This is a genomic window from Nonomuraea sp. NPDC047529 (assembly GCF_040642995.1).
GTDB lineage: Bacteria > Actinomycetota > Actinomycetes > Streptosporangiales > Streptosporangiaceae > Nonomuraea.
The window spans coordinates 1-11,011 of sequence record NZ_JBEYTJ010000020.1 but is presented as its reverse complement, the minus strand read 5'-3'; the positions used below and the strand labels follow the sequence as shown (position 1 = coordinate 11,011).

The following is an 11,011-nucleotide window of genomic DNA, read 5'->3' as shown; positions in this document are numbered from 1 at the left end:
ACCATCGGAGTCGTGGACTTCACCTTCGTCAGCGGCAACCTCGGCCTCGACCTCGCCGGCACCATCGGCCACCGCCGGGGCGCGCGCATCGACCTGATGGCCGCCCCCGCCGACCTCGCCCGCTGGACGGTCGCCGCCGGGCTCCTCGACGAGCCGCCCGCGACCGGCGACGACGACCTGGCGCGGGCGGCGGCCCTGCGCGAGGCGGTCTACCGGCTGGCCACGGCCGCCCGCGAGGGCCGCCCGTACGACCGGGCCGACCGCGACCTGCTCAACGAGACCGCCCGGCCCGCGCCCGCGGGCGTCGTGCTCGGCGAGCGCGGCCTGCGGCGCGGCGGCGGGCTGAGCGGCGCGCTGTCCGCGACGGCGCGGGCGGCGATCGAGCTGCTCGGCGGCCCGCAGGCGGCACTGATCCGCGAGTGCGAGGCCGACCCCTGCACCCGCCTGTACGTCGACGCCTCCCACCGCCGCACCCGCCGCTGGTGCGACATGCGCGGCTGCGGCAACCGGGCCAAGGCGGCGGCCTTCCGTGCCCGCGCGGGCGCCTGACGGGGACGCCCCACGAGATGATGGAATAACCGCACGCGGCCGGACGCTACGGTACCTGTCAAAGATTCAACAGTCATGGATGGTGACTAAAGTGCAGTTCGGAATCTTCAGCGTGGGCGACGTGACCATGGACCCCACCACAGGCAGGACCCCGACCGAGCACGAGCGGATCAAGGCGATGGTGGCGATCGCGCTCAAGGCCGAGGAGGTGGGCCTCGACGTGTTCGCGACCGGCGAGCACCACAACCCGCCGTTCGTGCCGTCCTCGCCGACCACCATGCTCGGCTACATCGCGGCCAGGACCGAGCGGCTGATCCTGTCCACCGCCACGACGTTGATCACGACCAACGACCCGGTCAAGATCGCCGAGGACTTCGCCATGCTCCAGCACCTGGCCGACGGCCGGGTGGACGTCATGCTGGGCCGCGGCAACACCGGGCCGGTCTACCCGTGGTTCGGGCAGGACATCCGCCAGGGCATCCCGCTGGCCGTCGAGAACTACGCGCTGCTGCACCAGCTGTGGCGCGAGGACGTCGTGGACTGGGAGGGCCGCTTCCGCACGCCGCTGCAGGGGTTCACCAGCACGCCGCGCCCGCTGGACGGGGTGCCGCCGTTCGTGTGGCACGGCTCGATCCGCAGCCCGGAGATCGCCGAGCAGGCCGCGTACTACGGTGACGGCTTCTTCGCCAACAACATCTTCTGGCCCAAGGAGCACTTCATCCGCCTGATCAACCTCTACCGCCAGCGGTACGCCCACTACGGGCACGGCACGCCCGAGCAGGCGATCGTCGGCCTGGGCGGCCAGGTGTTCATGCGCAAGAACTCCCAGGACGCCGTCCGCGAGTTCCGCCCGTACTTCGACAACGCCCCCGTGTACGGCCACGGGCCGTCGCTGGAGGAGTTCACCGCCGAGACCCCGCTCACCGTGGGCAGCCCGCAGCAGGTCATCGACCGGACGCTGGAGTTCCGCGAGTTCTTCGGCGACTACCAGCGCCAGCTGTTCCTCATGGACCACGCCGGCCTGCCGCTGAAGACCGTGCTGGAGCAGCTCGACCTCCTGGGCGAGGAGGTCGTGCCGGTGCTGCGCAAGGAGCTGGCCAAGGACCGCCCGGCCGGCGTCCCGGACGCGCCGACGCACGCCTCGCTGCTCCAGGCCCGTACGTCCCAGGCCGTCGAGGTCTGACCTCCAGAAAGGGAGATCCCCCCATGAAGCTCGTCGTCGTCACGGCCGGTCTGACCCAGCCGTCCTCCACCCGCCTGCTCGCCGACCGCCTGGCCGAGGCCACCCGGCGGCGGCTGGCCGGCGAGGCCGAGGTGCGCGTGGTCGAGCTGCGCGACCTGGCCGTGGACATCGCCAACAACCTGGTGACCGGCTTCCCCGGCGCCCGGCTGCGCGAGGTGATCGAGGCCGTGACGGAGGCCGACGGGCTCATCGCGGTCACGCCGACGTTCAGCGGCTCCTACAGCGGCCTGTTCAAGTCGTTCTTCGACGTGATCGACAACACGGCCCTGGCGGGCACGCCCGTGCTGGTCGCGGCCACGGGCGGCACGCCGCGCCACTCGCTGGTGCTGGAGCACGCGCTGCGCCCGCTGTTCGCGTACCTGCGGGCCATCGTCGTGCCGACCGCTGTCTACGCCGCCTCGGAGGACTGGGGCGGCGGCGGTGACGCCTTCACCGACGGGCTCGGCGAGCGCATCGACCGGGCCGCCGGTGAGCTGGCCGGCCTGCTGGCGGGCCGGGCTCCGCGGCAGTCCGGAGACGATGGGGAGGTCGTCCCGTTTGCGGAGCAGCTCGCGGCTTTGCGCCCGCTGCGCTAGTTTGCAGCGGTGCTGACCGCTACGTTCCTCTCGCTGTCCCTCGTCCTGACCGGCGCGTCTACCCCAGACCTTAACGATCCGCACAAGAAGGACATCGCCATGCGGCTGGTGTCCAGTGCGGAGAACTCCTCGCTGGACTGGAAGGCCCAGTACGGCTACATCGAGGACATCAAGGACGAACGGGGCTACACCGCGGGCATCATCGGCTTCTGCTCCGGCACCGGCGACATGCTGAAACTGGTCGAGCTCTACACCCGGCGCAGGCCAGGGAACGTGCTGGCCAAATACCTGCCGGCGCTGCGCAAGGTCAACGGCACCGACTCCCACAAGGGCCTCGGGAAGCCGTTCGTCAGGGACTGGAAGAAGGCCGCCGCCGACCCGGCCTTCCGGCGGGCCCAGAACCACGAGCGCGACCGGGTCTACTTCGACCCGGCCGTCCGCCGGGCCAAGAAGGACGGCCTGCGGGCGCTGGGCCAGTTCGCCTACTACGACGCCATGGTCATGCACGGCCCCGGCTCCGACAAGCTGAGCTTCGGCGGCATCAGGAAGGCCGCGCTGGCCAGGGCCGCCTCCCCCGCCCGCGGCGGCGACGAGGTCGCCTACCTCAACGCGTTCCTCGACGCCAGGAAGGCGGCGATGAAGGCCGAGGACGCCCACGACGACACCACCCGGGTCGACACCATGCAGCGCGTCTTCCTCAGGAAGGGCAACCTCGACCTCAGGCCGCCGCTGACCTGGAAGGTGTACGGGGACAAGTACACCATCAAGCGCTGATCGGGCGATCACGGTAGGTTGGTGAGCCAGCCGAACAAACGGGGTTAATCATGTCCAACGGTGCCCGTCATGGTCTGGGAGTGGTCGCGGGGCTGCTCCTTCCTCCACTGATCGCCGCCTGCCTCATGTACGGCATCGGCGAGATCGGCCTCACCATGGCCACCAGGTACACCATCTCGTGGCTGGGGCTCGGCGTGGTCGCGGCGGCCGGGGCCGGTCTGGCGTTCCTGGCCGGCTCGCGCCTGTCACCCATCGCCTCGCTCCTCGGCGGCCTCGCCCTCACCGCGCTCGGCCTGGTGCCCGCGGTGGAGCTGAGCGCCGGCGTCCGGGTGATCCCCGACGGGCTGGTCACCGGGACGCTGGCGGCGGGCATGCAGACCGCCCTGTACACCGGGGTCATGCTGTTCCTCGGCGTGGCCCTGCTGGTCGTGTCGCTGTTCCCGTCGCGGTGGCGGTCCCTGGGGCGGCCGTCGGTCCACACCTCCGACTACGGCTCCGACTACGGCTCCGGTTACGGGGCGGCCGGGTCGCCGTACCTGCCGCCGGGCACCGCGGCCCATGACGTCACCAGGCCGATGCACCGCGAGTAGCGGCGTACCGGGCCTGGCAGAATGCGGCCATGCGCGACTCGAAGATCGTCGACTTCCTGGCCGAGCTGGCCGACAAGGTGCCCGCCCCCGGCGGCGGGGCCACCGCCGCGTTGCACGCGGCGCAGTCCGCCGCGCTGCTCGGCATGGTGGCCCGCTACACCACCGGCGAGCGGTACGCCGAGCACGCCGAGACCGTCGCCGCGGTGATCGGCGAGACCGACGCCCTGCGGGCCGGGGCACTGCGGCTGGCCGAGGAGGACGCGGCCGCCTTCACCATGGTCTCCGACGCCTACCGGCTGCCCAAGGGCGAGGAGCGCAGCGTCTCCATCGCCCGCGCCCTGGCCGGCGCGGCCGAGCCCCCGGCCCGGGTGGTGGAGACCGCCACGCGGCTGGTCGAGCTCTGCGAGCTGCTGCTGCCGATCGGCAACCGCAACGTCGTCACCGACGTCGCCGCAGCCGCCGACGCCGCCCGCGCCGCGCTCACCACCGCCCGGATCAACGTCGAGGTCAACCTGCGCGGCATCAAGGACGAGCCGGTCCGCGAGGAGCTGACCGCCCGCCTGGCGGGGGTCGAGGCGGCCGTCGCCGGGGCCGACCGGATCACCGCCGAGGTACGCGAGGAGATCACCCGATGAGGACGCTGACCGGCCGCGACCTGGCCACCGCGATCAAGGCCCAGACGCAGGCCGAGGCGTCCGCCGGACCGCAGCCCAGGCTGGCCGTCGTGGTCGCCACGGCCGACGAGGCCAGCCTGTGGTACGTGCGCTCGATCGCCAAGGCGGCCGCGGGCGTCGGCGTCGCCTGCGACATCGTCGACCTCGGCGCCGACGCGGACCCCGACAGGATCCACGAGACGCTGGCCGGGCTCAGCGCCGACGGCGCCGTCCACGGGGTCATGCTCCAGACGCCACTGCCCGCCGGGGCCTCGGCGCAGGCGCTGGCCGACGCCATCGACCCGCGCAAGGACGTCGACGGCGCGAACCCGCTCTCGCTCGGCCGCCTGGCCGCCGGGCTGCCCGCGTTCCCGCCCGCCACCGCGGCGGCCGTCATGGCCCTGCTCGACCACTACGAGGTGCCGCTCGAAGGGCGGCGGGCGGTGGTCGTCGGCCGCTCGACGGTGGTCGGCAAGCCGCTGGCCCACCTGCTGCTCGACCGGCACGCCACGGTCACCGTCTGCCATTCGCGCACCCGTGACCTGGCCTCGGTCACCGCCGGGGCCGAGGTGCTCGTGGCCGCCGTCGGCCGCGCCGGGCTCATCGGCGCCGCGCACGTCGCGCCGGGCGCGGTGGTGATCGACGTGGGCACCAACCCCACCGACGACGGCGGGCTCACCGGCGACGTCGACTTCGCGGCGGTCTCGGAGGTGGCGGGCGCGCTGACCCCGGTGCCCGGCGGCGTCGGCCCGGTGACCACCGCGTTGCTGCTGCGGCACACCGCCCGAGCGGCGAACCTGCCCTGAACCCCGGACATCGGAGAGTGGAGACCCGCGATGGGTGACGTCCTGATCGTGCAGAACAGCAGGAGCGGCGGTCCGAGCCGGCTCGGCGGCTGGCTGGAGGAGGCCGGGCTGCGGCTCGACGTGGTGCTCGCGCACGAGGGCGCGCCGCTGCCCGACCGGCTGGACCGGCACGACGCCATGATCATGCTCGGCGGCGGCTACCTGCCCTCCGAGGACGACCGGGCCCCGTGGCTGGCCGGCGCCCGCCGGCTGGTGGGCCAGGCGCTGGAGGAGGGCGTGCCGCTGTTCGGCATCTGCCTGGGCGGCCAGATGCTCGCCGAGGTGGCCGGCGGCGAGGTGACCGGCGACACCGGCGCGCCGGAGAACGGCAGCCTGCCGGTCACGCTCCGGCCCGAGGCGGCCGACGACCCGCTGTTCCAGGGGCTGCCACCGGTGGTGCCCGCGATCGAGCACCACAAGGACGCCGTCACCCGGCTGCCCGCCGGGGCGGTGTGGCTGGCGGAGACGCGTGCCTGCCCGTACCAGGCGTTCCGGGTCGGCGAGCGGGCGTGGGGGGTGCAGTTCCATCCCGAGGTGCTGCCCGCGCGGGTACGCGAGTGGACGCCCGACGGCTTCGACCCCGCGGAGGTCTACGCCGGGGCGGTGGCCGACGAGCCGGTCTCCACGCCGGTCTGGCGCGAGGTGGCGCTGCGCTTCGCCAAGATCGTCAGCGGCCGGACGCCCGCCGACCGGGCCTGAGCGCCACGGCAGGACTGCGGGCCGGTGGCGCCGGCCTGGCGGGGGTCAGTTTCCCGTCTTCTTCAACGTCCCCGTGGTGGTGACCGCGCCTCGTATGTGGAAGTAGTTGTAGGTCAGGGTGCCGTTCGCGTGGCGGTCGAGGGCGATGTTCCCTTCGGGCGTGCACCCTGTGCCGCTGGTGAGCGTCTCGGCCAGTTCCAGGCTTTCGGGAGAGGCGCTCCGGAGTGTGAGCTCGCCGGCGCAGTGCAAGGGCTCGTACGCGACGGTTCCCACCGGCTCGCCCGCCTCTCCGTTCCGCAGTCGAAGCCGCACTCGGTACGAGCTGCCGCCTTGGGTGAGGGTCCCCGACCACACGCCGAGGAAGGAGCGCGGCAGGGTCTCGTGGACGGGCGGCGTCGGTGCCGGGGTGGGCGCCTGCGACGTGGGGCCGGACGTGGGGCCGGACGTGGGGCTGACGGTCGGGGCAGGCTCTGGCTGCTGAACCGCCGGCGACGTCCTGGCTCGGTCCCGCCGGGCCTCCGCCCGCTCCGCCTCGTCGCCCAGAAAGGACAGAATGCCCACCGCTGCGCTTATCGTCGCCAGGACCAGCCCCAAGCCGGTGACGACAGCCTTCCACGGGCCAGGAGAGCGCCCTGTTCGTGCCTCCTCGTTCATGGCGCGCCTCCTTCTCCTCACCGTGCGAACGGGGAGTCCCCCGAAGGAGTTCCCCGCTGCGCCCGCTCTCATGGGCCGTCGGCGACGCGGGCGCCTACGGAGCCCGGCCGCTGATCATATGACGAGATCCGGACGATCATCCCTGGTCCAGAGAGGCGTCAAGGCCGCCGCCGTGAGTTAGCGTCTGGCCATGAAGATCAAGTTTGCCGCCGCCCTGGTCGCCGCGGCCGCCGCCGTCTCGCTCACCCCCTCCGCCGCCAGTGCCGAGCCCCTCCCGTCCAACTGCCGCGCCGGGATCGGTTACAACGCCGCCTACTCCTGGGCGAACTGCACCGGCGGTGCGGGTTACGTGCGGGCCATCGCGACCTGCTCCAACGGTTCCTACACCGTCAAGTCCTACGGCTCGTGGCAGTGGGTCGGCACGCAGTCGGAAGCGCACTGCGCCTGGGGGTATGCCACGGCCGTGGCGGCTTCCTACGACATCAAGGCCTACTGACCCACCGCCACCGCCCGGCCCCTGCCACGGCGGCCCGAGCCGGGCGGTGGCGGCTCGGCGGTCCCGGCACGGGGACGGCCCGGTCCGGCGCCTTGCGGTCAAGGCCGGGCGCGAAAGGCCCTAACTTGGGCAGGGTGCGGGTAAACAGACTTCACCCCTGGCCGGGCGACGTCGCCGAGGCCGAGGCCGTCCAGGACCGGCTGTGCGGACGCGTCGAGCTCTCCGGGCCCACGGAGTTCACCCTGGTGGCCGGCCTCGACGTGCACTACCACGGCGACGACGACGTGACGGCGGCGGCGGTCGTCCTGGACGCGGCGACCCTGGAACCGGTCGAGCGGGCGGTGGCCCACGGCAAGGCGGCCTTCCCGTACGTGCCCGGCCTGTTCGCCTTCCGCGAGCTGCCCACCCTGGTCGAGGCGCTCGAACGCCTGGCCGTCACCCCCGACCTGCTGGTCTGCGACGGCCACGGCCTGGCGCACCCGCGCGGCTTCGGCCTGGCCTGCCACCTCGGCGTGCTGACCGGCCTGCCCGCGATCGGGGTGGCCAAGACGCCCTTCGTGGGCGAGCACGAGCCGCCGGGCCGGGAGCGCGGCGACTGGACGCCGATCGTCCACGAGGGCGTCACGGTGGGCCGGGCGCTGCGCACGCGGCGGGACACGAAACCGGTCTACGTCTCCCAGGGACACCGCATCGGCCTGGACACCGCCACGTCCCAGACCCTGCTGCTCACCCCCCGCTACCGCCTCCCCGAGCCCGTGCGCCAGGCCGACCACCTGGCCCGCCACCCCGGCGGGACCTGACCGCCCCCTCGGCCGGTCCCGCCGGGACGGTCACCGCCGCCAGGCCCAGACGACGAGCCACACGCTGAGCCCGAAGATCGTCATGCCCAGCGGCACGTGCGCGGCCACCGCCCCCGACCCGCCGAGCATCGACTGCAGGAAGCCGAGGAGCAGCACCCCCAGGCTGACCAGCGCGGGCCACCCGGCGCCGCGCCCCGGCCGCCACATCAGCACGGCCGCGACGAGCTGGAGCAGCCCGAGCAGGTGGACCGCGCCCGCCCCCGCCCCGTGCAGGCCCGTGCCGGCCCCGCTCATGAGCTGCCCCGCCGTGACGGCCTGCAGCAGCACCGCCAGCATGCTGAGCGTGGCGAGGGCCTTGAACGCGGTCCGGTACCCGCTCCCTTTGACGACCTGGGTGACCACTGGACTCTCCTTCGACCTCGGGTGGACGCCCCCAGGATCGCGCCGCCGCCGTCGCCGGGCATCCGCCCTCCGTCGTCATCCCGGCTACGCCCTGCGGCGTACGCTCACGACGGGTCGTGCGCCCCCGAGGAGGCCAGCGGGGGCAGGATCGCCTGGGCGTCCGCGCCGCCGAACCAGAGCCCGATCACGAACGCGGCCGTCGCCTCCAGCTGCGCCGCCCGGTCGAGGCCGCCGCCGTCCAGCGGGGTGCAGCCGAGGTCGCGGACCAGGCCCCGGACCAGATCGAGCGCCCCGGGGTCGTCGCCGCACAGGGGCACCGCCAGCGGGCGTCCGCCGAACACGGGCGGTGTCATCCGCCACACGTCCACGTGGCACAGGTTGAACGCCTTCACCACGTGCCCGCCCGTGAGGTCGGCGATCCGGCGGGCGAGCGGACGGGTGGCGTCGTACCTGTCGGGGGCGGCGGCGTTGGTCACGTCGATGAGCGGCTTGCCGCGCAGGGCCGGGCCGGCGGCAGCCAGCACGTCGGCCAGCCCCGCCTCCCGGACGCCCACCATGACCACGTCGCCGGACGCGGCCGCCTCCGCCCAGCTCCCCGCCCGTGCCGCCGGGCGTCCGGCCTGGGCGTTCATGCTCTCCGCGCGGGCGCGGGCCCGTTCCGGGTCGCGTCCGCTGACGGTCACCTCGTGCCCGGCCCTGATCCACTGCGTGCCGAGCGCGTCGGCCATGCCGCCGGCGCCCAAGATCCCGATCTTCATGGTCGTCCTCCGTGAGCTGAAAGGGCTTTACTAGGACAAGGACTGTAGAAATGTCGTCACACACCAATCGGTGCCTATCGGAGGGCTCACGTGTTCCTCGCCGACTGCCAGGCCAGACTGGCCTTCGACCTGATCGCCAACACCTGGAACGCGGTCGTCGTCTGGTCGCTGCGCCACGGCCCGCGCCGCCCCGGGGAACTGCGCGCGGAGATCGGCGGGATCAGCCCCAAAGTGCTCACCGAGACGTTGCGCCGCCTGGAGTTCAACGGCCTGGTCGACCGGCGGTCCTACGCCGAGGCCCCGCCCCGCGTCGAGTACGCGCTGACCGACCTGGGCCGCACCCTGCTGAGCCCGATCGAGGCGTTCGGCGTCTGGGCGCACGACCACGCCGACGAGGTCATGGACGCCCAGGACCGGTCGACGGGCTGCCAATCCCCCGCTTCATGAGGAATCTTTAACTCAGCGTTACTGGATGATTACTCTGGGTAGCAAGTCGGTGGTTGATTCCACCGTCCCCAGGAGGTACTCATGCCTGTCGTCCCACGCCGCGCCGCCCTTGCCGCGGCCGTCCTGACCGCCACTCTGACCGCCACTCTGACCGGCGGTCTGTCCGCCGCCCTGTTCGCGGCGCCCGCTCACGCCGTCGTCGACCCCGCCCACGCGGTGACCTGCGCCGCCGAGTCCGCCACCGGCCTGACCACGCTGGTGGACCCGATGGCCCCTCAGGCCCCGACGGAGATCCCCGCGGCGGGCTGCCTGCATCCCTGACCGGCCATCACGGGCCACCGCGCAAGGCGGTGCGGCGCGCCATGCCGCACCGCCGATCCCGGCCCTTCCCCCGTCCGACAGCGCCATCCCCGTGCCCGACCAGCAGCAGTCGAGGAGTCCCCATTGAAGTTCCGAATCCTGACCAGCGCAGCGGTCCTCGCTCTGGCGGCGGCGGCCGCCGTTCCCCCAATCGTCCTCGGGTCAGAGGGCCGAAACGAACCGGGGAACATCAATGTCCAGGCCATCGTCGACCGGGTCAACATCTTCACGTCGTAGTGAGGCCGCCACAGTTGACCGTGGCCGAGTCCGAGTCCGCTCCCCGGCCGCGGAGCATGCTGCACCACGTGGGCTACGTCATGTTCCTCAGCCGGTGGATACAGGCGCCGCTCTACCTCGGGCTGATCGTCGCCCAGGTCGTGTACGTGTGGCGGTTCATGGTCGAACTCGCCCACCTGGTCGAACTCGGCTTCGGCGGCAATCCTCCGGAGACCACGATCATGCTGATCGTCCTCGGGCTCGTCGACGTCGTGATGGTCTCGAACCTGCTGATCATGGTCATCATCGGCGGCTACGAGACCTTCGTCTCACGGCTGCGCATCGACGGACACCCCGATCAGCCCGAGTGGTTGTCCCACGTCAACGCAAACGTCCTCAAAGTCAAGCTGGCCATGGCGATCATCGGGATCTCGGGGGTGCACCTCCTGCAGATCTTCATCAACGCCGCCCGGCCGGCCATCACCGACAGGGAACTCGTATGGAAAACACTGATCCATCTCACCTTCGTGGTCTCGGCGCTCGCACTGGCCGTGATGGATCGGATCATGGCAGGCGGGCGGCACGTCCAGCAGGCGCACCGGGAACAGCAGCCCGGCGGTGTCGCGCAGGATCGGGTCGCCGCAGCCTAGCGGTCGCGCTGCTGACCGGCGCGGGGCTGCTGGCGTCCGTGGCGCCCGCGTACGCCTCGGCCTCACCGGGCGCGGCGCCCGCCCAGGGGCCGCGGCCGCTCATCGGCGACGTGATCGTCTTCAACGACGAGATCGTCGAGCCGGTGTCGCTTCCGGTGAGCACCTGCGGCGGGCTGCTGCCGGTGCTGAGCGGCGCGCCCACCGGCTGCAAGGACACGTCCCGGGTGTCGGACGACGACGCCTGAGACCTCCGGCGCCCCCCCCCCGGGGCGGGGGGGGTCGACGTGCCTAGTTGGAGGC

At 72.7% G+C, this 11,011-nt stretch carries 18 protein-coding genes; 15 read left to right on the top strand and 3 right to left on the bottom strand.

Annotated features, from left to right (window positions below; translation table 11 throughout):
* The first annotated feature begins 12 nt into the window (after window positions 1–12).
* From ABZ815_RS28445 to ABZ815_RS28410, 8 genes are all read left to right on the top strand, one after another.
* A complete protein-coding gene (locus ABZ815_RS28445) occupies window positions 13–549 on the top strand; it encodes an ABATE domain-containing protein (RefSeq protein WP_357703106.1) in 537 nt (178 codons plus the stop codon).
* A gap of 91 nt (window positions 550–640) precedes the next feature.
* On the top strand, window positions 641–1,732 hold the full coding sequence (locus ABZ815_RS28440) for an LLM class flavin-dependent oxidoreductase (protein WP_357703104.1): 1,092 nt from the start codon (window positions 641–643) through the stop codon (window positions 1,730–1,732).
* Between the two features lie 23 nt (window positions 1,733–1,755).
* On the top strand, window positions 1,756–2,367 hold the full coding sequence (locus ABZ815_RS28435; RefSeq protein WP_357703102.1) for an FMN reductase: 612 nt from the start codon (window positions 1,756–1,758) through the stop codon (window positions 2,365–2,367).
* A 9-nt stretch (window positions 2,368–2,376) separates the two neighbouring features.
* Window positions 2,377–3,141 (top strand): chitosanase, encoded by a 765-nt coding sequence (locus ABZ815_RS28430; protein WP_357703100.1) that lies wholly within the window; start codon window positions 2,377–2,379, stop codon window positions 3,139–3,141.
* A 50-nt stretch (window positions 3,142–3,191) separates the two neighbouring features.
* Window positions 3,192–3,731: a hypothetical protein gene (locus ABZ815_RS28425; RefSeq protein WP_357703098.1), complete on the top strand. Its 540-nt coding sequence runs from the start codon at window positions 3,192–3,194 to the stop codon at window positions 3,729–3,731.
* A 29-nt stretch (window positions 3,732–3,760) separates the two neighbouring features.
* Window positions 3,761–4,366 carry a cyclodeaminase/cyclohydrolase family protein gene (locus ABZ815_RS28420; protein WP_357703096.1) on the top strand — a complete coding sequence of 202 codons (606 nt, stop codon included), beginning with the start codon at window positions 3,761–3,763 and terminating at the stop codon, window positions 4,364–4,366.
* Window positions 4,363–5,190: a bifunctional 5,10-methylenetetrahydrofolate dehydrogenase/5,10-methenyltetrahydrofolate cyclohydrolase gene (locus ABZ815_RS28415; protein WP_357703094.1), complete on the top strand. Its 828-nt coding sequence runs from the start codon at window positions 4,363–4,365 to the stop codon at window positions 5,188–5,190. The genes ABZ815_RS28420 and ABZ815_RS28415 overlap by 4 nt, the downstream gene beginning before the upstream one ends.
* A gap of 30 nt (window positions 5,191–5,220) precedes the next feature.
* Window positions 5,221–5,928, top strand: a complete 708-nt coding sequence (locus tag ABZ815_RS28410) for a type 1 glutamine amidotransferase (protein ID WP_357703092.1) — start codon at window positions 5,221–5,223, stop codon at window positions 5,926–5,928.
* A gap of 45 nt (window positions 5,929–5,973) precedes the next feature.
* Here the strand turns inward: ABZ815_RS28410 and ABZ815_RS28405 are convergent, their stop codons facing one another.
* The gene (locus tag ABZ815_RS28405; protein WP_357703090.1) at window positions 5,974–6,582 is read right to left on the bottom strand and encodes a hypothetical protein; all 609 of its coding nucleotides are present in this window, start codon (window positions 6,580–6,582) and stop codon (window positions 5,974–5,976) included.
* A 190-nt stretch (window positions 6,583–6,772) separates the two neighbouring features.
* On the opposite strand from ABZ815_RS28405, the gene ABZ815_RS28400 reads away from it, so the two are divergent.
* Both ABZ815_RS28400 and ABZ815_RS28395 read left to right on the top strand, forming a co-directional pair.
* Window positions 6,773–7,078, top strand: a complete 306-nt coding sequence (locus tag ABZ815_RS28400) for a hypothetical protein (protein WP_357703088.1) — start codon at window positions 6,773–6,775, stop codon at window positions 7,076–7,078.
* A gap of 134 nt (window positions 7,079–7,212) precedes the next feature.
* Window positions 7,213–7,878, top strand: a complete 666-nt coding sequence (locus ABZ815_RS28395) for an endonuclease V (protein WP_357703086.1) — start codon at window positions 7,213–7,215, stop codon at window positions 7,876–7,878.
* Between the two features lie 30 nt (window positions 7,879–7,908).
* Here ABZ815_RS28395 and ABZ815_RS28390 read toward each other — a convergent pair whose 3' ends face one another.
* Window positions 7,909–8,280, bottom strand: coding sequence for a hypothetical protein (locus ABZ815_RS28390; RefSeq protein ID WP_357703084.1), 372 nt, complete (start codon window positions 8,278–8,280; stop codon window positions 7,909–7,911).
* 104 nt (window positions 8,281–8,384) lie between these two features.
* A complete protein-coding gene (locus ABZ815_RS28385) occupies window positions 8,385–9,038 on the bottom strand; it encodes an NAD(P)-binding domain-containing protein (RefSeq protein WP_357703082.1) in 654 nt (217 codons plus the stop codon).
* 90 nt (window positions 9,039–9,128) lie between these two features.
* On the opposite strand from ABZ815_RS28385, the gene ABZ815_RS28380 reads away from it, so the two are divergent.
* From ABZ815_RS28380 to ABZ815_RS28360, 5 genes are all read left to right on the top strand, one after another.
* Window positions 9,129–9,485, top strand: coding sequence for a helix-turn-helix domain-containing protein (locus ABZ815_RS28380; RefSeq protein WP_357703080.1), 357 nt, complete (start codon window positions 9,129–9,131; stop codon window positions 9,483–9,485).
* Between the two features lie 81 nt (window positions 9,486–9,566).
* Window positions 9,567–9,806, top strand: coding sequence for a hypothetical protein (locus ABZ815_RS28375; RefSeq protein ID WP_357703078.1), 240 nt, complete (start codon window positions 9,567–9,569; stop codon window positions 9,804–9,806).
* Between the two features lie 123 nt (window positions 9,807–9,929).
* Window positions 9,930–10,082: a hypothetical protein gene (locus tag ABZ815_RS28370; protein WP_357703076.1), complete on the top strand. Its 153-nt coding sequence runs from the start codon at window positions 9,930–9,932 to the stop codon at window positions 10,080–10,082.
* Window positions 10,083–10,138: 56 nt separating this feature from the next.
* On the top strand, window positions 10,139–10,711 hold the full coding sequence (locus tag ABZ815_RS28365) for a TIGR00645 family protein (RefSeq protein ID WP_357703074.1): 573 nt from the start codon (window positions 10,139–10,141) through the stop codon (window positions 10,709–10,711).
* A 38-nt stretch (window positions 10,712–10,749) separates the two neighbouring features.
* A complete protein-coding gene (locus ABZ815_RS28360) occupies window positions 10,750–10,956 on the top strand; it encodes a hypothetical protein (protein ID WP_357703072.1) in 207 nt (68 codons plus the stop codon).
* Window positions 10,957–11,011 lie beyond the last annotated feature (55 nt).

What these genes read in the sequence shown, in the direction of transcription:
- ABZ815_RS28435 (WP_357703102.1), top strand. Translation starts at nt 1,756, where the DNA reads ATGAAGCTCGTCGTCGTCACGGCCGGTCTGACCCAGCCGTCCTCCACC.
- ABZ815_RS28425 (WP_357703098.1), top strand. Translation starts at nt 3,192, where the DNA reads ATGTCCAACGGTGCCCGTCATGGTCTGGGAGTGGTCGCGGGGCTGCTC.
- ABZ815_RS28420 (WP_357703096.1), top strand. Translation starts at nt 3,761, where the DNA reads ATGCGCGACTCGAAGATCGTCGACTTCCTGGCCGAGCTGGCCGACAAG.
- ABZ815_RS28415 (WP_357703094.1), top strand. Translation starts at nt 4,363, where the DNA reads ATGAGGACGCTGACCGGCCGCGACCTGGCCACCGCGATCAAGGCCCAG.
- ABZ815_RS28410 (WP_357703092.1), top strand. Translation starts at nt 5,221, where the DNA reads ATGGGTGACGTCCTGATCGTGCAGAACAGCAGGAGCGGCGGTCCGAGC.
- ABZ815_RS28405 (WP_357703090.1), bottom strand. Translation starts at nt 6,582, where the DNA reads ATGAACGAGGAGGCACGAACAGGGCGCTCTCCTGGCCCGTGGAAGGCT.
- ABZ815_RS28400 (WP_357703088.1), top strand. Translation starts at nt 6,773, where the DNA reads ATGAAGATCAAGTTTGCCGCCGCCCTGGTCGCCGCGGCCGCCGCCGTC.
- ABZ815_RS28385 (WP_357703082.1), bottom strand. Translation starts at nt 9,038, where the DNA reads ATGAAGATCGGGATCTTGGGCGCCGGCGGCATGGCCGACGCGCTCGGC.
- ABZ815_RS28375 (WP_357703078.1), top strand. Translation starts at nt 9,567, where the DNA reads ATGCCTGTCGTCCCACGCCGCGCCGCCCTTGCCGCGGCCGTCCTGACC.
- ABZ815_RS28365 (WP_357703074.1), top strand. Translation starts at nt 10,139, where the DNA reads ATGCTGCACCACGTGGGCTACGTCATGTTCCTCAGCCGGTGGATACAG.